The organism is Paraburkholderia susongensis, assembly GCF_900177725.1.
Classification (GTDB): domain Bacteria; phylum Pseudomonadota; class Gammaproteobacteria; order Burkholderiales; family Burkholderiaceae; genus Paraburkholderia; species Paraburkholderia susongensis.
In genome coordinates this window covers 263,368-283,096 of the sequence record NZ_FXAT01000007.1, presented here as the reverse complement: position 1 = coordinate 283,096, position 19,729 = coordinate 263,368, and the positions used below count along the sequence as shown (strand labels likewise).

The following is a 19,729-nucleotide window of genomic DNA, read 5'->3' as shown; positions in this document are numbered from 1 at the left end:
CTCGCTGGGTAGTGCGCTAGCTCAGCCGCCCCAACCTCTCATCGCCGATCTGACTCAACACGTTGCCTTCTCGACATCGTTGCTCGACCGATTTGTCAGGATGGCGCCCGTAATAACGTGAAAGAGATGATCGGCCCGTGGCGCGAATGAGGGTTGGTCGACGAGCCAACCGAGCGCCGACATCAGGGCGAACAGGTCGACCCCATCCATATCGGCGCGCGCCGTTCCCTCGGCCTGAGCACGCAGCAGTAGTCGCGCGCCCGCTGAGTGCACCGCTGAGCATGAAGCGTGAAGCGCGGACTCCGGGTCCGCGTGGGCGCTCGCCATCAAGGCGACGACGCCGCTATAGCTATGAACGAATGCCACCCCTTCGCGAAACCAGGACACGAGCGCTTCGTCAGGTGGATTCGACGATTCGAGCTCGCTTGCCTTCTGTGTCAGCGCGTCCAGATTCGAACGCAGCAACGCTTCGAACAAGGCTTCTCGCGTCGGGAAATGGCGAAACAGTGTGGCCAACCCGACCTCGGCCCGGCGGGCGATATCTCGCATGGACGCATCGGCACCATGCTCGGTGACGACCTCACGCGCGACTGCAAGCAGGTGGCTGTAATTTTTTCTGGCGTCGGCTCGCACGGGTTTCCTTGACAATCGGATCAGTGATCCGTATATTGAATTCACATCTGGATCAGTGATCCACAAGATACAGCACCTTTGTGCAAATGGGAACCGGAGCGCTGTCCGACACCACGAAAGGAGCAGTCATGGGAAAGCTTGAGGATAAGGTTGCAGTCATCACAGGCGGATCGAGCGGCATGGCGCTGGCGAGCGCCAAGCGGTTCGTTGAAGAAGGCGCCTATGTTTTCATCACAGGCCGGAGGCAGGAGGCGCTCGACGAGGCCGTCAAACTGATTGGCCGGAACGTAACCGGCGTGCGCGGCGACGCGGCCAATCTTGACGACCTCGACCGTCTGTTCGATACGGTCAAGCGGGAAAAGGGCAAGATCGACATCCTGTTCGCGAGCGCTGGCACGGGCGAAGCCGTCCCTCTGGGAGAGATTACCGAGCAGCACTTCGATGCGACCTTCGATCTGAATACGCGCGGAACGCTGTTTGCGGTTCAGAAGGCGTTGCCGCTGTTCAACGATGGCGGATCGATCTTCATGACCGGGTCAGTTGCTTCGGTGAAAGGTTTTCCTGGTTACGGCGTGTATTCGGCGAGCAAGGCGGCGTTGCGCTCATTCGCACGCGCCTGGCTTAACGAACTGAAGGGCAGGAATATCCGGGTGAACGTGCTGAGCCCGGGGCCGATCGCCACACCGATGCAGGACCAGGTTCTCACCGAGGAGGCGAAGCAGATGTTCGAATCCCTGATCCCGCGGGGAAAGATGGGTCGTCCGGAGGAAATTGCGACGGTCGCGCTGTTTCTTGCTTCAGACGATTCGAGCTTCGTGAATGGGGTGGAGTTGTCTGTCGACGGCGGCTTCTCGGCCATCTGAAATCGCGCCGAAAAGCGTGCAGGGGACCTGTCAACTTGACGAAGATGATCCGGATTGTTCCGATAAATATGGAATCCTGATCAATACTGGATGGAGAGTTCGCATGAGCTATTCAATTATTGGCTTTGGCGCGGTAGGCCAGGCGCTCGCCCGAGCGTTTGCAAGAAAGAACATCGATGTGATCGTCGCCAGCCGGCGCGCTCCCGAGACGTTGATGCAGCAGGCACGAGCGATCGGCCCCACCGTTGTCCCCAGGACGCTACGGGATGCGATCGCCTCAGACACGATCTTCCTGGCGGTTCCGTTTTGGGAACATCGCGAAGTCGCGAAGCAGATCACAACCTGGCAGGGCAAGACGATCATCGACACGACAAATGCTTTCGGTGTTCCCGTTGAAGACCTGCAAGGTCAGCCGTCGTCCGCAGTTGTCGCCAAAGCGTTTACCGGCGCCAGGTTCGTAAAGGGCTTCAACCATCTGCCCGCTGCCGTTCTGGCCGCTGATCCGAACGTGAACGGCGGCAGCCGCGTCGTGTTTTTGTCGAGCGATGACAAAGATGCGGTGGCGCCGGTCGCGGTTCTGGCCGAACAACTCGGCTTCGCGCCGATTGCGCTAGGACCGCTCAAGGATGGCGGCTCGCTCGTCCAGGCCAGGGGCAACACCTGGGCTGAACTGATCTTCAAGGATCTCGTCAAGTTCAAATAGCCGCGCAGACGCGAGAGCGTGCGGCAATAGTCGTCACAACCGATACCCGCTGGCGCAACGCAACGCAGGCGGCCACCTGTCAGTTGTTTGCCGACATCGCGTGCCCGCTTGACGGCCGCAGCCCAACTCGTGTCGTCGCGCATCGCGCTGCGAAGGCCTTTGTGCGAACCAAACCAGGATGGCATGACACCTGCAAGGTGTACCGCAAGCGACCGGCCGCTTGACACCTCTGCAACCATCCTGCTCAAGGAGACACATCATGAACACGTTGAACATCCACGATCTCGACCAATTCGTGGAACTCGATCACGAAAAGATGGCCGAGATTCAAGGCGGCCGAATGAAACTCCCCGGCGTGTCCGGTGGTTCGATACTCACGTCCGCCGACGGCGACCCCGTCGGCGTGTATGTCGACGGGGTGCTGCAAAACTCCGTGGCCGACGGCTACTACCACGGCTGATAGCAAGGGTCGCACAATCCTGTGCGCCCCTTGCATTGACCAACGCCGCCAGGCACGTGCAAGCGCTGCACCATTTTGCAGTCAGGCCCCATCAGCGCGAACGAGGCGACAACTGCCCAGTTCGTGACATGGGGATTGATGACGTTTGCGCGTAGCGCCGGATGTTTGGGTGCAAAAAATAGTGAAGCAACCGACGAGGTGGATCGTTGAAATCAAGTAAACATCGTTATCCATTGCCGAAGCATTGACTCGTATCCTGTCCACTGGTGCAGCTAAATAATTGATTCGATAACATTGCCGTTATCTCGGATCGGCGATCTGCTTAACCGGCTTCGCGAGAGTCCAGGGTCTGTTTACATACCCATGCTCGTCCCTCCGCTCGTGCCTGTGCCCGTGCTCGAACCCGTGTTCGTGCCTGAGCTCGGCATCGTATTCAGATCGATTCTTCCATAGACGCCATTGGCTTCGTTGTTCGGCCCAGCCGCGAAGAACAGCGTATTGGAAGGCTGATTGCTAAGGTCGTTGCCGAACGCAATGCCCCACACGCCGTGCTCAATGATCGGACTGCCGTTCACCTCATCGAGCGGCCCCATCGACAGGCCGCTCGATGCATTGAACGCGTTGATCGTGCCGTCGCCGAAATTTCCAATCAGTATCGCGCCGCTCATCGAGCCGAAGTTACCGGGCGCTTGCGCAATGCCCCAGGGCGCGTTTAGCGGGCCGCCCGTCGCGAAGTGCTGCTTCAGGTTGCCCGCCGTGTCGTACACATCGACCATGCCGAGTCCCGCGCCCGCGACATCGTCGTGCCTGGCTGCATCCTGCATCGCGTAAGTGACGAACAGATTCGAGCCGATCGCCTGAATGCCGAACGGTGCGAAGCCAGCCGGGATCGCCGGGTCTGTGAAGCTGCCAGACATCGCGACCTTGGCGAAGCTGGTATTGAAAACGTCGATCTTGTTGTTATGGAAGTCGGTTGCGTAAAGGAAGTTGTTGCCGTTCATCGTGGCGAGCGCGAGACCCTTGTACACGGCACCGCCCGTGCCATCGTCGTACATAACGAACGCGTTGGTCGGCCCGACGGTGGGCGCCCAGGCCGTGATGGTGCCGCCTTCGCCAGTGAAGATGAATGCAGCGACGCCGGACTTGCCGTTTTCCGTAACGGTGAAGCTTTGTGTGCCGTTGAAGACAATGCCAGTAGGCGACGCTGAACCGTTCTTGCCGTCGGGTATTGTGACGACCAGCGATTGCGGCACACCGTTGCCGTCATAGAGCGTCGCGACATTGGTGCCGTTGTCCGCGACCCAGGCGAAGCCTTGCGGATTGAAGGCGACACCCCAAGGGTTCTTCAGATTCGCGTCGGTGTGCGCGGCGGACACCGCGCCATCCGACACGAGCGGCGTCGCAGCGAACGACGACTGGACAGGCGAGTTTGAATTGTTCGAACTGGAACTGGAGCCGCCGCCGCATGACACGAGAGTCGCGATGACCGCTTCGCATGCTACGACACCGAATACGTCGAGTAGAGACTTCATGACTGCACTCCTCGTTCTGTCCAAAGGACGTAACGGTTTTGGAACGAGGAGGATGCGAGGTTTATTCCGGCGACGAACGGCTTATTTCGCGTACGATTTCGTGCAGTTGCGATAGCTGAACTGGCATGAGGGTTTTACGCACTCAATGCTCTGGAATAAAGCAGACGTCGCGAGCGTTTATTGGTCAGGGATCGCATGCAAGGCCGTAGCGGCATCCGCCGCTGGCGTTGCGCGATTGGCTCATTCAATGCATCGCTGCGTCGCTCCTGGCGTGGCTCGTTCGGGAGGATTCGTCATGAAAGTTTCCAGATTGATATCGGCCGTATTCGCAATTGTCGCGCTAGGTTTTGCGTCACTGTCGTTTAGTGCGGATAAGTCCAACAATGACATGAATTCATCGGGCGCGAGCAGCTCGAGCAGCAACTCGAACGGAAGTGGCGGTGGCTATTGATGCGCTCGCTTGCTTGACGGCCTGCGCCACATGAAGTTCAAAGCGGAAGCGATCTCGTAACGTCCACGTCTGCGACGCTACGCAAGTGCGCTGAATGGGATTGCGACCCGACTGCGATCGACGCGCGTGACCGCGCATGATCGTGCGTCACCTTTGCGTCGACCAATCGCGCGTGCGCGACGAAGTCGACACACTGGTATGCGCGACGTACCGCGCGCTTTGGTGTCTGCTTACGGGCACCAGATGTCTGGAATGCCCTGGTTCAGACTGATCTGGACCAGGGAGTTGAGCGATATCGGCCAGTTGCCCCTTGAAGCGTAAGCCGTTGCTCGCGCAGGGGCGAAGAGAACGTATGGAGCTTGAGGATTCTGGCGATCTCGTCATGTCACACGCGGTAGAGAATTCCCCCTGTACCGCCCTCGGACACGCAAGCCCAGCCAAGGCCCAAATCTCTAACGGAGCTGTTCCGCCGCATTAGATGAGGTCTTATCATGCAGCACATGATCTTGCCCCCTTTGACAGGGGTATTTGCAGCCGCGATGCTGGCCGCCTGTACCACGGCGCCTTACGACACATCGATGAATTCCTGTGATCAGGAGTACGTGATGACCAATCCTGCAGGTGCCGAATATTACTGCGGCGCCAGCTATGAGTATCTTTACGGAGGAGGCTTTGTCGATATCGACCGCTTTCGCGATCATCACCATGATCATGACCATGACCATGACTTCGCTTTTCATCGCGACCATGACCAGGGCTTTCATCATGGCGGTGCCATGGCAGCCGGCGGGCACGGTGCAGCGCATGGCGAAGGCCACGGCGGTGGGCACGACTCAAGCGGTTTCGGCAGTGACTTTCAGTCGTCGGGAGCGAGCGGATCGCACGGGGGCGGTGCGCACAAATAAGCGGAATCACACAACGGACAGTACCTTCACAATCATCCACGTGCACGCCAGGCCTTTGGGGGCGATCAGGTGAATGGTAGGGGCTGGCGCCGCAAGTCCGCGCCTCGCCCCGATCGTGAACACCTCCCTTCACACCGGCCCACGTCAACGCACGGCGCGGGAACAAACCGGTGAGTTCCATCGTTTACTCATCAGGCGATCACGTCCCGAGCGGCAAGCCACTTCGGGGCCCCAGGGGCGTGATTCAGAGCAAGCACACCGACGTGCTGAGTGACGCCGCTGACACGACGTCGAAAATGTCGGAAATTCATGTGGCCGTACATCATGGACAATCTGCTTCGTTTCAGGACATTGCTCGTCTGTCTCAGCTTTGCTGCGCCCGCACTCGCGCTCGCGCAGACATACGACGAGTCATCCGTGCCCGACAGCGGCACGAATTGCCGCGCGGTTGTCGGGGACGCGGAAATCGATGGCACGATGCAGCAAATCGTCGGACGGGCGTGCCTGCAGAGTGACGGAACCTGGCAGATCGTGCAAAACCCGGACGGTAGCGTGCTTTGGTACCCGGTTACGGCCTATCCCTATCCCGACCCCTGGTGGTGGGGGCCGCCGTTTTTCATCGGCGCGGGGGTGAGCTTGATCTTTGTCGATCACTTTCATCACTTCCATCACTTTCATCATTTCCATCAGTTCGATCACGGTCATTTCGGTGCGCCAATCGGAGCGGGCTTTCACCACGGCCCGTTTCCCGGCGCCGGTATGCGTGGATTCAGTGGAATGAGAGGAGTGGATGGAACGAGGGGAGTGGGTGGAATGAGGGGATTCGGCGGCATGCATGAGTTCGGCGGAACGCATCGGCGTTAGCCCGGCTGCTCGACATTTCACGCATCGCGCGGCCCCCAATTTTCACGATACGAAACAATGCCTTGCTTCGTAAAAAGTCGTGGTGCGTGGCACAAATTCGTCATTTCGCAATGTCGCCCAACGTTGCACATCGCAAAATTAAGATCATAATTCATTGTTTTTAAACAACAATTTTTAATGCAAAGAACCGTTTGACGCCTGCTTGCCCGATTGCCCGCTGACGTAGACTCTTTCACAAGAGCACGCGCTTCATGCAGTCGGATTTGAGGGGGCAGAGAAACACGGCCCGCCCAAATCCCACAGATTGCGAAGAAGCCGTCACGAACCGCGGTTTTTTATTGGCAACTGGGAGACAAAAATGAAAGGCTTTCGCTTTGGTTCGACGCAGGGAGCGTTCTACATTCTGCCGGGACAGGACGGCTGGGAGGCCACCTACGGCAACGAAACGCTCGGTGAATTTCCGAGCCCGCAACAGGCAGCCGACGACCTCGCGCGCGGCTTGAATTGCGAGCATCTGTCCGAACTCGACACGTCGATGCTCGAATTCCCGGAAAAGCTCGCCGATTGGGAAATCGTTCACGTGTAAGGACAGGTATGGCCGATGGCGACGTAGCAGTGACAGCAGAAACGACAATGGCGCTCGAAAGCGCCATTGTCGTACTTGCTGCCCTGTTTGCGGCCGGGCCGCGTGCTCGCGTGCTTACCGCGCGGCTTTGACGGCCATCGGAGCGGCCACCGCGGTTGCCACCGCAGCGCTCACCACCTCAGCCATCAAACGCCCGCGCTAACGCAGCCTCAGGCGACCGAATCGACGATCGCGTTCAGCGTCGCGCTCGGGCGCATCGCCTTGCTCGTCAGACCGACGTTCGGACGGTAGTAGCCGCCGATATCCACCGGCTTGCCCTGCGCCGCGCCCAACTCAGCGACGATCTTCGCCTCGTTGTCGGCCATCGCCTTCGCGACGCCCGCGAACTGCGCCTGCAGCGCCGCGTCTTCGGTTTGCGCGGCCAGTGCTTCGGCCCAGTACATCGCGAGATAGAAGTGGCTGCCGCGATTGTCGATACCGCCCACCTTGCGCGCCGGCGACTTGTCGTTGTCGAGGAACTTGCCGGTCGCCTGGTCGAGCGTCTTCGCGAGAATCTGCGCCTTCGGGTTGTGATACGCGGTGCTCAAATGTTCGAGCGACGCAGCCAGCGCGAGGAACTCGCCGAGCGAGTCCCAACGCAGGAAGCCTTCTTCGACCAGTTGCTGCACGTGCTTCGGCGCCGAACCGCCCGCGCCGGTTTCGAACATGCCGCCGCCTGCCATCAGCGGAACGATGGAGAGCATCTTCGCGCTCGTGCCCAGTTCCATGATCGGGAACAGGTCGGTCAGGTAGTCGCGCAGCACGTTGCCGGTGACCGAGATCGTGTCCTTGCCCGCGCGGATGCGCTCGACCGAGAACTTCGCCGCTTCGACCGGCGTCATCACGCGGATGTCCAGACCGTTCGTGTCGTGGTCCTTCAGGTACTGCTCGACCTTCTTGATGATCTGCGCGTCGTGCGCGCGCGCCGCGTCGAGCCAGAACACGGCCGGCGTGTTGGACGCGCGGGCGCGGTTCACCGCGAGCTTGACCCAGTCGCGAACCGGCGCGTCCTTGGTCTGGCACATACGGAAAATGTCGCCCTGCTCCACCGGCTGCTCGAGCAGCACCGCGCCGGCTTCGTCGGTCACGCGGACCACGCCGTTCGCCGGGATCTGGAACGTCTTGTCGTGTGAACCGTATTCCTCGGCGGCTTGCGCCATCAGGCCGACGTTGGGCACCGTGCCCATCGTGACCGGGTCGAACGCGCCGTGCTTCTTGCAGTCTTCGATCACCGCCTGGTAGATGCCGGCGTAGCAGCGGTCCGGAATCACGGCCTTCGCGTCGTGCAGCGCGCCGTCGGCGCCCCACATCTTGCCCGACTCGCGGATCATGGCCGGCATCGATGCGTCGACGATCACGTCGCTCGGCACGTGCAGGCTCGTGATGCCCTTGTCCGAGTTGACCATCGCGAGCGGCGGACGCTGTTCGTATTGCGCCTTGATGTCGGCTTCGATCGCCGCGGCGGTTTCAGCCGGCAGGTCCTTCAGGCGCGCGTACAGGTCGCCGATACCGTTGTTCGGGTTGAAGCCGATCTTCGCGAGCGCGTCGGCGTGCTTCGCGAGCACGTCCTTGTAGAACACCGACACCACGTGACCGAAGATGATCGGGTCGGAGACCTTCATCATCGTGGCCTTCAGGTGCACCGAGAACAGTACGCCCTTCGCCTTCGCATCGGCGATTTCCGCCTCGATGAAGCTGCGCAGCGCGTTCTTGCTCAGCACCGACGCGTCGATGATTTCGCCCGCCTGCACCGGCGTCTTTTCCTTCAGGACCGTCTTCGTGCCGTCGGCCGCCGTCAGCTCGATCTTCACGCTGCCGGCCTGCGCGACCAGCGCCGACTTTTCGCTACCGTAGAAATCGCCGCCGCTCATGTGCGCGACGTGCGACTTCGAATCCGCGCTCCATGCGCCCATCTTGTGCGGATGCTTGCGCGCGTAGTTCTTCACCGACAGCGGCGCGCGGCGGTCCGAGTTGCCTTCGCGCAGCACCGGGTTGACCGCGCTGCCCTTGATCTTGTCGTAGCGGGCCTTGACGTCCTTCTCGGCGTCGGTCGTCGCAACGTCCGGGTAAGCCGGCAGCTTGTAGCCCTGGTCGCGCAACTCGGTGATCGCGGCCTTGAGCTGCGGCACCGACGCGCTGATGTTCGGCAGCTTGACGATGTTCGCTTCCGGGCGCGTGGTGAGTCCACCGAGCTCCGCCAGATCGTCGGAAGCCTTCTGTTCCGCGGTCAGGTAGTCCGGAAATGCGGCAATGATCCGGCCGGCGAGCGAGATGTCGCGCGTTTCAACGAGCACGTCGGACGAGCGCGTGAACGCCTTGACGATCGGCAGCAGCGAATATGTCGCCAGAGCAGGCGCTTCGTCGGTCAGGGTGTAGATGATCTTCGGCGATGTGGACATGATTGATGCTTTGCTAAGAGGTGATAGACAGAGCGTTGGCAATGCGGAGCCAGCGCGATCGCGGCGCGGCGGCTACGGCGCAGTGCGGCACGACGCAACCCGCGGCCCTCGTGTTGCAGCCAGACCGTGAGTATATGCGTGTTTTCCTCTATCCGCTTGCAAAACAAACAGGTCCCCAGACCCTGCCAAAAGAGGTCAATCCCCGCCAGATAAGGCTTTGCGGCCGATTACCTATGTCTTAAGACAGATATCTTATAGATGACTTCGAGCGTATACCGGATTCCATCCGGGCAGGATGACCGCCGCCCGATCGGGTGTTGACCGGTTTGGCCAGGAATTGCCATAAAAAACGCCGGAGGTCGAAGATCCATGCGCCCGGCCATGAACGGCGATGGATCTCTGCTCCGGCGCTTTACAAGGCCATGCCCATGCCGGCGGGTTAAAACGTATGCTGAATCCCCGCCACGATGGTGAACTGATTGCGTCCCGAGGACGGCGTGCTGTTTTGTCCATCACCGATGGTCGCCACCGCGTCCTGAATGACAGGCACGGCAGGGGTGCCCGTCGAAACCGCTGGCGCATACAAGGTTTGCCCGCCAGCCCGCTGATAGGCCTGGAGGAAATACAACCTCGTCCGCTTTGAGACCGAATAGAGTTGCCCGAGGGTAATCTGGTTGTAGTTGGCGGCGTCCTTGATGCCATTTGCCTCTGTGGCGCGGGTATAAGCATAGCCCGCGCCCAAAAGCAGATTACCCAGTTTATAGGCGGTGAATACCGCCGCGGTATTGAATATCGCCTTGTCCGTAAATAGCGACTCGGCGCCCGGCGTATAGCTGACGTTGGAACCGCTCACGCCCACCATCAGTTTGCCGAACGCGTAGCGGGCCGACAGGCCGATCACCCGCGCGTCTTGCGCGGACATATAGCCGCTGTTCACCGCGCTGCTCGCGAAATTGCCCAACGTCGGGCTTGCCAGCAGATTCTTGCCGCTGTTGTTTATCTGGTTGAAACCAACGGCGCCTTCGAACGGACCATTGCTGTACATCAAGGACGCACCGTACACGTGATCCGCCGATATATCGCCCGCGACGCCGCCAAGCGCATACATGGCTCTGGCCTGAAAACCTCTTATGTCAGGCGATGTATACATGACGGAATTATTGATTCTAAGCCCCGTATCCATGCCGTCGATGTCACCAGGATGCGCGCCCGCCCAGCCCGTGAGCGGGCTGCCGCCGCCCAGTCCCGACAACGCGCCTACCGTATAAAAATAAGGCGTGTATTGACGGCCTGCCGTGAGCGTTCCGTAGGTCTCGTTGGCTACCCCCACGAACGCCTGGCGATTGAACATATATCCCGTTGCGCCCTGCGCTCCGGTAATGCTATTGAAGCCCCCTTCCAAGGTGAAGATGGCCTGGGTTCCGCCACCCAGGTCTTCCTGCCCCGTGAATCCGAACCGGCTGCCATTCTTGACGCCTTGCACCATCTCCAGATTCGAATTTCCCTTCTGATTACTGACATAGGCAATGCCAGTATCGATCAGCCCATACATGGTGACGCTGGACTGCGCCATCGCCGTTGACGAAATCGCGCCTGCGGCACACAGCAGGCAAGCTCCAATAACCTTTTGCTTCATCATTTTTTTCCTTATTAGACTCCAACCCGATTCATGGTCTGCTGCATCTCGCTCATCGATTCAGGTGATCCTGAATTTAGTATTGCGAAATATATTGTTCTCATTGCGTCTCCTGCATGTGAGTTACTCCGATAACGGCGCGCGGCGTGCGTTGTGTCTGTTGTGTTTATCGGCAGCCGCGCGCCACCTGCGTCACCTGCGGTTCAGGCCCGTGCCTGCCGCGCCGAAGCTTCCGGTTGCGGGGTTTCGTTGCGGCGCACGAGCGTCCAGAGGATCGTCGCGCCGATCAGATCGCCGAAGCCGAGCGCGACGAAGAACGGCGCGTAGCCCACGCGGCCCACGAACCAGCCCATCGTCATCGTGAACGCAAAGTTGCCGAGCCCCGCCACCAGCGCGGCGAGCCCCGTGACGGTGCCGACTTCGCGGCGCGGAAACAGATCGGCGGACATCGAGATCACGGTAATCGACAACGTTTGATGCGCGAAGCCGCCGAGGCATAGCAGGAACACCGCCATCGCCGGGCTGTGCACGAAGCCGACGCCGGCCATCCCCGTCATCAGGCAGGCGGCCATCGTGAACGCGATCCGCTTGCCGTTGACGAGCGGCACGTCGAAACGGCGCTTCAACCACGCCGACAACGGACCACCGACCATGCAGCCGAGATCGGCGGCGACGAACGGCAGCCACGCCGTGAGCGCGATCGCCTTCAGGTCGAAACCGCGCGCCTGATAGAGATAGAGCGGCATCCAGTAGCCGAGCGTGCCCCACACCGGATCGGCGCAGAAACGCGGCAGTGCGATGCCCCAGAAATTGCGTTGCTTCAGGATCTCGAAGAGCTTCGGCGGCTGGCCCTCGCCGGCGTGGGCGGCCCGACTGGGGCTCCCGGCCTGCTCCTGGGTCGCGTCGATATAGGCCGCCTCCTCTTTCGACAACGCCGGATGGCGGTCCGGATGACGGTACAACAACAGCCACAAAACGGCCCATGCCAACCCAAACGCACCGACGATCATGAACGCGATGTGCCAGTCGTAGTGCAGGATCGACCACGCGATCAGCGGCGGCGCGAGAATCGCGCCCGTCGACGTGCCGAGGTTGAACACGCCGGCGGCCGTGCCCCGTTCCTGTGCCGGGAACCAGTATGTCGCGGCGCGCATGCCGCCCGGGATGAAGGCCGCCTCCACGAGACCGAGCGCACCGCGCAGGAGGAGCAGGCCCACCCAGCCCTCGGCGAATCCGTGCGCCATGCAGATCAGCGACCACAGGACGCCGCACAGCAGAAACCCCATGCGCAGGCCGATGCGATCCATCAGATAGCCGGTCAGCGGTGCGCCGATCGGATACATGATGAGAAACGCCCCCGTGATCCACCCGTACTGTTGCGTCGAAATATTCAGGTGATGCATCACCGTGGGAGCGGCGACGCTCAGCGAACTGCGCGCGAGATAGTTGGTGATCGTGCCGAGCGTGAGCAGCCCGATCATCCACCAGCGCAGCCCTTTTACCTTGATAGTCATGTCCTTACCTCGTGTCTCCGTGCGTCGCGCCGGTTCAGGCGAAGAGCGCGCGCGTCGTTAATTGTGGGTCGAGCATAGCGGCCAGCGGCGCGAAGCGCGCGTCGAGCCGGGCGGCCATCCAGTAGAGGTCCGCTGCCTCGCCGCGCCGCCACGGCCCCGCATAGCCTTCGACGTGCGCCGCCGCCCGCCGGGCGTCGAAACGCACGCTGCTGTGCACGAATTCTTCGTGCGGCAGTTTGCCCGCCGCGTACGGTTCGAGCCAGTGCAACGCGGCGGCGAGCCGGCCCTGCGCCTGCGGTGCGCCGTACCAGTCCTCGCCGTGAGCCGCCGCAATCGACGCCGCGACGATCAGCGGCTGCAGATCGTAGACGACGTAATGCATCGCGTCGCGCTGACCGAAATCGTAAGTCACGCCGTTCGCGTCGATGTTGCGGATCACGTGCGCGAAGAAGACTTCACGCGCAGTTGCGATCAGTGCGGCGTCGCCCGCGAGAAACGCACCGGCCGTTGCGAGCTTCACGCGATGGCTCTGCCAGTTGTTGAGCCCCGTGCTCGGATCACCGACGCGCCGTTCGCCGAGATAGCCCTGCGCCATCCGCCGGCCGAGCGCGCGCGCCTCGCCGAGCGTCACGGCAGGCAGGCGCGCCTGCACGAGGTCGAAGCCGAACAGCAGGTCGACCAGTTCGGCTTCGTCGACGGGATTCGACGACGACGCGTAGATGGGCAGCCATGCTTCGAGATAGGCCACCGCCTTGTCCGCGTGAACCTCCGTGTGACCCGCGTCTGCGCTCACCGTGAACGCGAGCGCCTGCAGCAGCGTGTCGTGCCAGTCCTCCCGCGCGAGCAGGCTCGCATCGTGATCCTGCTCGTGCGGCAGCAAGCCTTGCGTGTGAACGACGGCGCGCGGCCGCGGCGCACGCGAGAGAGTCGCTTGTGCCTTGCTGCGCAGCGCCGCCGCGAGATCGGCCGGCACGCGTTCGCGGATCTGCGCCGCACGCTCCGCAGACGACAGCACGAAGGTAGCGGAATGACGCGAATCCGCTTGCGAACCGGCACCCGCGCTCTGCGCATATGCCCGGTTCAGCGGCGCGAGCGCCCCTGCCGCACTCAACGCGCAGAACGCCGGCCACGCTGCAAGCGCACCGAACAAACGGCGGCGCGATGCCAAAGGTAGATTGCTTGCGTCATTCATACCGAGTCGTTCATACCGAGTCGTTCAAACCAGTCCCGAACACCAGCATCAGAAGATTGGAAGCAGCAACGAATGCCAACGCTCACATCCACACCCAACGGCGAAACTCCTCTACGCGACCGGTTCCGATGCAGGCCAACCCGCTGACGAAACCTCAGGCCACCGTGCGCAATTGCGCGAGCAGCCCGCCGTCGACAGGCAGCACGTGCCCGGTGATGAACGACGCCGCATCCGATGCGAGAAACAGCACGGGCGCCGCCGCTTCGTCGGGGTCGGCGTGACGCGGCAGCGGCAGTCCGCGCGCGGCCGCGGGATCGACTTCGCGCACGTGCGAATGCGGAATCTGCGCAGGCGCGATCGCGTTGACGCGAATGCCGTGGCGGCCGAAATCGGTAGCGAGGCAACGCGTGAGCGCGTCGATGCCGCCCTTCGTCATGTCGTAGATCGCGTTGTTGCGATGCGCGCGCTGCGCGCCCGGCGACGACACGTTGACGATCACGCCCCGGTGCTCGCGCGCGATCCAGCCGCGGATCGCGTCGAGACTCAACGCCCACGTCGCGCGCAGGTTCACGTCGAAGATGCGGTCGAAATCGTCGAGGCTGGTTTCGAGCGACGGCACCTTTGTCTGCGTCATGCCGGCGTTGTTGATCAGAATGTCGAGGCCGCCGCGCCGTTGCGCGCGCGCGGCGATGTCCTGCCGATGCTCCTCGCGCGCGAGATCGCCGGCCACGATCTCGCAGCGCTCGCCGAGCTGCGCCGCGAGCGTCTCGAGCGCGTCCGCGCGCCGCCCCGCCGCGATCACGTGCGCCCCGGCACGATGGAAGTGCCGGGCGATCGCCATGCCGATGGCGCCGCTCGCGCCGGTCACCACCACGACCTTCCCACCGAAATCGAATTGAATCTGCATCGTTCCTGTCCGTTGAATTATCGCTTGGAAGCCCATATCAGGGAAAACGTTTTCCTTAACTTTATGGACAATATCGTGACAAGTCAAACGGTTTCCCTATTTTTCAGGATCAGGATAAATACCGATAAAGGCCTAAAATACCAGTTTTACGCGTAGACATCGGGAAAGTCACGGCGCTTGCTATGCTCGACTGTATTTACTCGCGCTTTTTCGTTGGCTAGAATAGGAAATCGTTATCCTTGCGTCGGGCGAAAGCGCCTGCGCCGTCCATCGATGAAGGAATCCGCACCCATGAAGATCGTTTCCGTCCGCGTCACACCCATCGCCATCAGCGACCCGCCGCTTCTCAATGCGAGCGGCGTGCATGAACCGTTCGCGCTGCGCTCGATCATCGAGATCGAAGCCGACAACGGCCTCATCGGCCTTGGCGAAACGTATGGCGACAAGCCTGTGCTCGACGGCCTGCTGCAGGTCAAGGACCGCCTGCGCGGACTCAGTCCGTTCGATCTGAACGGCGCGGCGCGGCAGGTGCACGCGGCGCTGTCGGCCGGCGCGCCACAAACCAACGCCGTCGAGATCGATCTTGCGCCCGGCTCGCAACTGGACAAGGCGGAGCAGAAAATCTTCGGCGCGTTCGAAGTCGCGCTGCTCGATCTGCAGGCGCGCTCGCTCGGCTTGCCGCTGCATGAGTTGCTAGGTGGCGCGGTGCGCCGCCAGGTGCCGTTTTCGGCGTACCTGTTCTTCAAGCTCGCGAGCGACGTCGATCCTTCGTACCGGCCCGATAGCTGGGGCGAGGCGCTCACCCCCGAGCAGATCGTCGAGCAGGCGCGCACGATGATCGAGCGCCATGGTTTCGGCAGCATCAAGCTCAAGGCCGGCGCGCTCGACCCGGAGATCGAGGTCGCCAGCCTGAAGGCGCTCAAGCGCGCGTTTCCGGATCATCCGCTGCGAATCGACCCGAACGCGAACTGGTCGCTCGAAACGTCGATCCGCATCGCCAAACTGCTCGAAGGCGATCTCGAGTATTACGAGGATCCGACGCCGGGCCTCGAGGGCATGGCGCAACTGCATCGCGCAACGGGTCTGCCGCTCGCCACCAACATGGTCGTCACGAGCATGGATGAATTCCGCCGCAACATCGCGCTCAACGGCGTGCAGATCGTGCTGTCGGATCATCACTACTGGGGCGGCCTGCGCGCGACGCAAACGCTCGCGACGATGTGCGACACGTTCGGCCTCGGCCTGTCGATGCATTCGAACTCGCACCTCGGCATCAGCCTGATGGCGATGTCGCATCTCGCCGCGGCGGTGCCCAACCTCACCTACGCGTGCGACACGCACTATCCGTGGCAGGAGGACGAGATTCTCAAAGGCGGCAAGATCGCGATCGAGGGCGGCTGCGTGATGCTCACCGATGCGCCGGGGCTCGGCGTCGAACTCGACCGCGACGCGTTGCGCGCGCTGCACGAGCGCTATCTGGAATGCGGCATTACGCAGCGCAACGACGCCGCGCAAATGCGCAAGCTGCGTCCCGAATGGATCGCGAAAAAGCCGCGTTATTGATGTTGCGCCCGCACGCAATCCGTCAAGCCGCGTGACACATGCCGCACGGTTCTTCAATCGGCCACGGCGGTGGTAGCGGCACGGACGGTGCACGCGTGATGCTCGCTTGCGGCGCGCTCGAAGCGCAACTGCATCCGTCGCTCGGCGCGCGGCTCGGCTGTCTGCGCCATCACGGCGCTCACGGTGCGCCGTTCGACTATCTCGTTCCGGTCGAGCCGTGCGGCTTCGAGCCCGATCGCTGGCAACGCGCGGGCTGCTTTTCGATGCTGCCGTTCGCCAACAAATTCCCGCGCAATACCCTCACGTGGAACGATGCGGCCATCGAAGTCGCCGCGCCCGATGCGTCCGCGTGGCTGCACGGTTGGGGCTTGCGCTGCATGTGGCAGGTTGAAAGCGCATCGGCGACACGCTGCGTCATGACGCATGCGTTCGCCGCGACTGCCGCATGGCCGTGGAGCTATCGCGCGCAACTCACGGTGGAACTCGACACTCAAGGCATCTCGCTGCACCTTGCCGTGCTCAACGAGTCCGCCGGGCCGATGCCGCTAGGCTGCGGCTTTCATCCCTACTTCGCGCTCAACGGCGCGGTTCACGCAACGGCGCAGGTCACGGCAAGATGGCATGCAAGCGAAAGCAGCAAAGGACTTCCAGCGCGACGTGAACCTGTCGCGAGCCCGCTGCTCGTCGACTTGCAACCCGACGCGTTGCCGCGCGAAACCTTCACATGGTTCTGCGAAACCGGCGCAGCCGCGCACGCGGTGATCGACTATCCCGACACCGGCCGGCGCGTCACGCTGACAAGCCCGCAAGCGCGCCATCTCGTCGTGCATCACCGCGCCGGCGAGCGCTTTCTTTGCGTCGAACCTTGCACTCACCTCGCGGGCCGGCTCGATCCGGCTCATCACGTCGCGCGGCCACACGTGCCGGCGACATTCGACATGCGCCTGCAATTGCAGTAATCGCAATGGCAAGCGTAGCGACCACGACAGCAAATGCCGCGGCGGCTCCGCAGCAGCGTTTTCGCGCGCGGCGCTCGCCTTTACGCTGCCGGGGATTGCCGCTATGATCAGGACATTACTGGAAAACGTTACCCCATCCGATGAAGAAGGGTGCCACCATTCGCGACGTCGCGGCAGCAGCAGGCGTGTCGGTCGCGACCGTGTCGAAGTACATGAATGGCACACAGCGTTTTACTCCGGTCGTCGAAGCGCGGCTCAAGGAGGCGATCGAACAGCTCGGCTATCGGTCGAACCCGCTCGCCCGCTCGATGATTACCGGCAAGACCCGCACCATCGGCCTCGCGATTCTCGACATCCGCAATCCGCATTTCACGAACATCGTGAAGGGCGCCAACCGCGTGGCCCTGCAACACGATTACACGCTGCTGCTCGTCGATACCGAAGAAAGCCAGGAGCGTGAAAAAACGCTGATCGAATCGCTCGCGCAACGCGTCGACGGCATGATCGTCAGCTCGCGCATGCCCGACGATTCCGTGCAATGGCTGCTCGATCTCGGCAAGCCCGTCGTGCTGTTCGGCCGCAGCCTGCGCTTTCCGATCTCGAGCGTCGGCACCGACGGCAATCTCGCGGGCTACATACTCGCGAACCACCTGGTCAAGCTCGGCCACCGGCATATCGCCTATCTCGGCTTTGGCCGCTCGCGCTGGAACGACGAGCGGATTCGCGGCATCCGCACCTGTCTCGACGAATACGGCCTGCCGCTCGATATCCACGACGCGCAGAGTCCGTCGGCCCCAGCGGGCGAGCGTGCGTGCTCGGGCCTCATGCTCGGTCCGAAACGCCCGGATGCCGTGATCTGCTACAACGACCTGATCGCGCTAGGATTCATCAAGGAAGCGCGTGAACTGGGCTTCCAGTTGCCGCAAGACGTGTCGGTCGCGGGGTTCGACAATGTGCCGTATGGCGAGTACGCGTCGCCGGCGCTCACCTCGGTGGATTTCCAGAGCGAGAAGATGGGCGAGCTCGCGATGACGAAGCTGCTCGGCGAACTGCGAGGCGAGGCCGACGAAAACACCGGCTATGCGATGCTCGATCCGCACCTGGTCGTGCGCGAATCGACGATCAAGCGCGGTGCGCCGGTGGCGGCGGGTTCCACCGCCGCGAAGGACGTCCGTCAGGAATCCTGAAGCACGCAAAGGCGCGCCTCAGGTGTCCAGTACTGAATGATCCGGCTCGATCCAAATCGTCCGCGGCCGGTCGACCGCGGACGATTGTCGGCTTCCGAAGCCTTCAGCGCCCGCAACTCCCGCAACCTGTTGCGAAACTCAGAACCGCGTGCGAATGCCCGTCGTCAATTCCAACTGGTTCTTCGCGCCATACGTCGTCGCGACTACGTAGCCGTCATGCAACTTCATATAGTCGCCCGCCACATATAGCTCGGTGCGCTTCGAGAGGTGATAGAACATCGACGCGTACAGGGTTTCCTTATAACCACTTGCCGTGCCGGTGTCAGGATTGAATGCCAGATTGGCGTTGGCGGTGCCGCCGGTGTCGTCGAACGCCGCATTCGACGCATGCATCTGCTGGTAGCCGATTGCATAGTCGAACGGGCCTTTCGGCGAGAGTTTGAGCGACACGGTCCACGCATTGTCGTGACGTTGACCCAGCGCCCCCTGGTCGCCCGAGTAGTGGAAATAGCCGGCGTTCAGGCGAACGATGCTGTACGTGTAGTTGCCGCCGATCGAATACGATTTGTTCGTGAAGCCGTTATTGTTCACGTGGTTGAAGAATGCAGACACGTTGAACGGTCCGCCGTTATAGCCGAGCGCGCCGGTATAGGTCGCGTCGGTACCGAAGCTCGTGTGATTGCCGAACGCGTAACCTGCCGCGGCGTATAAACCATTGTTGAAAAGCTTCTTCCACACCACGCTGTTTTCATAACGCGTGCCGGTCGCGCTGCCTGCGTAGAAAATCAGCTGCTTGAAGTTGTTCTGGTTGGTCCAGCCGCCCTCTTCGGTGGTCAGTGCGGCGCTGCCGTACGGATCGCCATAAATCGCGGCGGCATCACGCGCCACGGTATTCTGGAAACCGGCGGTGACCTTACCGAACGTGTCGCTGTCGAAACCCACCCACGCATCGCGGTCGAAAATCTGCCCCGGGTCTTCCATGCCGCCGTCGCTCACGCGGTATTCCGCTTCGAGCCGGAAGATCGCCTTCAATCCGCCGCCAAGATCTTCCGCGCCTTTCATGCCGAAGCGGCTGCCGCTGAACCACGGCTCACCATTGATGCCCATCGAAATCACGTGGTTGCCACTGGCATTCGCATTGGTCTGGTACGACACCGCGCTCAGATCCATCAAGCCGTACAGCTGCACGCTCGACTGCGCGTGAGCGCCGCTCATCGCCAACGCACTGCCGCCCGCCACCAGCAACAACCTGGTATTTTTTCCCATCTTCTCCTCCGATCCCGCTGTGTTGAATTGATCCGACGTACGCTTGCATAGCGAAGCCAAGAATAGTCAG

General features: G+C 61.7%; 17 protein-coding genes. 9 read left to right on the top strand and 8 right to left on the bottom strand.

From position 1 onward, the window contains the following. Positions 1 to 54 precede the first annotated feature (54 nt). Positions 55 to 633: a TetR/AcrR family transcriptional regulator gene (locus B9Z01_RS22125; protein WP_085486983.1), complete on the bottom strand. Its 579-nt coding sequence runs from the start codon at positions 631 to 633 to the stop codon at positions 55 to 57. Between the two features lie 128 nt (positions 634 to 761). On the opposite strand from B9Z01_RS22125, the gene B9Z01_RS22120 reads away from it, so the two are divergent. The 3 genes from B9Z01_RS22120 (at position 762) to B9Z01_RS22110 (ending at position 2,659) form a co-directional block, all read left to right on the top strand. Further along, positions 762 to 1,496, top strand: coding sequence for an SDR family NAD(P)-dependent oxidoreductase (locus B9Z01_RS22120; protein ID WP_085486981.1), 735 nt, complete (start codon positions 762 to 764; stop codon positions 1,494 to 1,496). A gap of 103 nt (positions 1,497 to 1,599) precedes the next feature. Further along, positions 1,600 to 2,199, top strand: a complete 600-nt coding sequence (locus B9Z01_RS22115; protein ID WP_085486980.1) for an NADPH-dependent F420 reductase — start codon at positions 1,600 to 1,602, stop codon at positions 2,197 to 2,199. Positions 2,200 to 2,458: 259 nt separating this feature from the next. Beyond that, entirely contained in the window at positions 2,459 to 2,659 is a 201-nt protein-coding gene (locus B9Z01_RS22110; RefSeq protein ID WP_085486979.1) for a hypothetical protein, read from the top strand. 353 nt (positions 2,660 to 3,012) lie between these two features. On the opposite strand, the gene B9Z01_RS22105 is transcribed toward B9Z01_RS22110, so the two are convergent. Next, entirely contained in the window at positions 3,013 to 4,191 is a 1,179-nt protein-coding gene (locus B9Z01_RS22105; RefSeq protein WP_085486977.1) for a TIGR03118 family protein, read from the bottom strand. Positions 4,192 to 5,133: 942 nt separating this feature from the next. Between B9Z01_RS22105 and B9Z01_RS22100 the strand changes: the two genes are divergently transcribed. From B9Z01_RS22100 to B9Z01_RS22090, 3 genes are all read left to right on the top strand, one after another. After that, positions 5,134 to 5,547 (top strand): hypothetical protein, encoded by a 414-nt coding sequence (locus tag B9Z01_RS22100; protein ID WP_143809025.1) that lies wholly within the window; start codon positions 5,134 to 5,136, stop codon positions 5,545 to 5,547. Between the two features lie 324 nt (positions 5,548 to 5,871). Next, positions 5,872 to 6,411, top strand: coding sequence for a hypothetical protein (locus tag B9Z01_RS22095; RefSeq protein WP_085487142.1), 540 nt, complete (start codon positions 5,872 to 5,874; stop codon positions 6,409 to 6,411). Positions 6,412 to 6,769: 358 nt separating this feature from the next. Then, the gene (locus B9Z01_RS22090; RefSeq protein ID WP_085486974.1) at positions 6,770 to 6,997 is read left to right on the top strand and encodes a hypothetical protein; all 228 of its coding nucleotides are present in this window, start codon (positions 6,770 to 6,772) and stop codon (positions 6,995 to 6,997) included. Between the two features lie 209 nt (positions 6,998 to 7,206). Here the strand turns inward: B9Z01_RS22090 and B9Z01_RS22085 are convergent, their stop codons facing one another. From B9Z01_RS22085 to B9Z01_RS22065, 5 genes are all read right to left on the bottom strand, one after another. Further along, positions 7,207 to 9,435 (bottom strand): NADP-dependent isocitrate dehydrogenase, encoded by a 2,229-nt coding sequence (locus B9Z01_RS22085; RefSeq protein WP_085486972.1) that lies wholly within the window; start codon positions 9,433 to 9,435, stop codon positions 7,207 to 7,209. A gap of 439 nt (positions 9,436 to 9,874) precedes the next feature. Further along, positions 9,875 to 11,071: a porin gene (locus B9Z01_RS22080; RefSeq protein WP_244196120.1), complete on the bottom strand. Its 1,197-nt coding sequence runs from the start codon at positions 11,069 to 11,071 to the stop codon at positions 9,875 to 9,877. Between the two features lie 203 nt (positions 11,072 to 11,274). Beyond that, positions 11,275 to 12,585 (bottom strand): MFS transporter, encoded by a 1,311-nt coding sequence (locus B9Z01_RS22075; protein ID WP_085486968.1) that lies wholly within the window; start codon positions 12,583 to 12,585, stop codon positions 11,275 to 11,277. Between the two features lie 34 nt (positions 12,586 to 12,619). Continuing rightward, a complete protein-coding gene (locus B9Z01_RS22070) occupies positions 12,620 to 13,777 on the bottom strand; it encodes an alginate lyase family protein (protein ID WP_085486966.1) in 1,158 nt (385 codons plus the stop codon). A gap of 154 nt (positions 13,778 to 13,931) precedes the next feature. Further along, positions 13,932 to 14,684 carry an SDR family NAD(P)-dependent oxidoreductase gene (locus tag B9Z01_RS22065; RefSeq protein ID WP_167387546.1) on the bottom strand — a complete coding sequence of 251 codons (753 nt, stop codon included), beginning with the start codon at positions 14,682 to 14,684 and terminating at the stop codon, positions 13,932 to 13,934. A gap of 291 nt (positions 14,685 to 14,975) precedes the next feature. Here B9Z01_RS22065 and B9Z01_RS22060 point away from each other — a divergent pair, with 291 nt between their 5' ends. The 3 genes from B9Z01_RS22060 to B9Z01_RS22050 all read left to right on the top strand — a co-directional run bounded on the left by B9Z01_RS22060 (position 14,976) and on the right by B9Z01_RS22050 (position 18,393). Continuing rightward, on the top strand, positions 14,976 to 16,247 hold the full coding sequence (locus tag B9Z01_RS22060; protein ID WP_085486962.1) for a glucarate dehydratase family protein: 1,272 nt from the start codon (positions 14,976 to 14,978) through the stop codon (positions 16,245 to 16,247). A gap of 38 nt (positions 16,248 to 16,285) precedes the next feature. Next, positions 16,286 to 17,206, top strand: a complete 921-nt coding sequence (locus B9Z01_RS22055; protein WP_085486961.1) for an aldose epimerase family protein — start codon at positions 16,286 to 16,288, stop codon at positions 17,204 to 17,206. A 140-nt stretch (positions 17,207 to 17,346) separates the two neighbouring features. Then, positions 17,347 to 18,393 (top strand): LacI family DNA-binding transcriptional regulator, encoded by a 1,047-nt coding sequence (locus B9Z01_RS22050; RefSeq protein WP_085486959.1) that lies wholly within the window; start codon positions 17,347 to 17,349, stop codon positions 18,391 to 18,393. A 138-nt stretch (positions 18,394 to 18,531) separates the two neighbouring features. Here the strand turns inward: B9Z01_RS22050 and B9Z01_RS22045 are convergent, their stop codons facing one another. Continuing rightward, positions 18,532 to 19,659 carry a porin gene (locus B9Z01_RS22045; protein WP_085486957.1) on the bottom strand — a complete coding sequence of 376 codons (1,128 nt, stop codon included), beginning with the start codon at positions 19,657 to 19,659 and terminating at the stop codon, positions 18,532 to 18,534. Between the last annotated feature and the right edge of the window lie 70 nt (positions 19,660 to 19,729).

What these genes read in the sequence shown, in the direction of transcription:
- B9Z01_RS22090 (WP_085486974.1), top strand. Translation starts at nt 6,770, where the DNA reads ATGAAAGGCTTTCGCTTTGGTTCGACGCAGGGAGCGTTCTACATTCTG.
- B9Z01_RS22110 (WP_085486979.1), top strand. Translation starts at nt 2,459, where the DNA reads ATGAACACGTTGAACATCCACGATCTCGACCAATTCGTGGAACTCGAT.
- B9Z01_RS22105 (WP_085486977.1), bottom strand. Translation starts at nt 4,191, where the DNA reads ATGAAGTCTCTACTCGACGTATTCGGTGTCGTAGCATGCGAAGCGGTC.
- B9Z01_RS22100 (WP_143809025.1), top strand. Translation starts at nt 5,134, where the DNA reads ATGCAGCACATGATCTTGCCCCCTTTGACAGGGGTATTTGCAGCCGCG.
- B9Z01_RS22045 (WP_085486957.1), bottom strand. Translation starts at nt 19,659, where the DNA reads ATGGGAAAAAATACCAGGTTGTTGCTGGTGGCGGGCGGCAGTGCGTTG.
- B9Z01_RS22050 (WP_085486959.1), top strand. Translation starts at nt 17,347, where the DNA reads ATGAAGAAGGGTGCCACCATTCGCGACGTCGCGGCAGCAGCAGGCGTG.
- B9Z01_RS22065 (WP_167387546.1), bottom strand. Translation starts at nt 14,684, where the DNA reads ATGCAGATTCAATTCGATTTCGGTGGGAAGGTCGTGGTGGTGACCGGC.
- B9Z01_RS22080 (WP_244196120.1), bottom strand. Translation starts at nt 11,071, where the DNA reads ATGAAGCAAAAGGTTATTGGAGCTTGCCTGCTGTGTGCCGCAGGCGCG.
- B9Z01_RS22095 (WP_085487142.1), top strand. Translation starts at nt 5,872, where the DNA reads ATGGACAATCTGCTTCGTTTCAGGACATTGCTCGTCTGTCTCAGCTTT.
- B9Z01_RS22115 (WP_085486980.1), top strand. Translation starts at nt 1,600, where the DNA reads ATGAGCTATTCAATTATTGGCTTTGGCGCGGTAGGCCAGGCGCTCGCC.
- B9Z01_RS22085 (WP_085486972.1), bottom strand. Translation starts at nt 9,435, where the DNA reads ATGTCCACATCGCCGAAGATCATCTACACCCTGACCGACGAAGCGCCT.
- B9Z01_RS22055 (WP_085486961.1), top strand. Translation starts at nt 16,286, where the DNA reads ATGCCGCACGGTTCTTCAATCGGCCACGGCGGTGGTAGCGGCACGGAC.
- B9Z01_RS22120 (WP_085486981.1), top strand. Translation starts at nt 762, where the DNA reads ATGGGAAAGCTTGAGGATAAGGTTGCAGTCATCACAGGCGGATCGAGC.
- B9Z01_RS22075 (WP_085486968.1), bottom strand. Translation starts at nt 12,585, where the DNA reads ATGACTATCAAGGTAAAAGGGCTGCGCTGGTGGATGATCGGGCTGCTC.
- B9Z01_RS22060 (WP_085486962.1), top strand. Translation starts at nt 14,976, where the DNA reads ATGAAGATCGTTTCCGTCCGCGTCACACCCATCGCCATCAGCGACCCG.
- B9Z01_RS22070 (WP_085486966.1), bottom strand. Translation starts at nt 13,777, where the DNA reads ATGAATGACGCAAGCAATCTACCTTTGGCATCGCGCCGCCGTTTGTTC.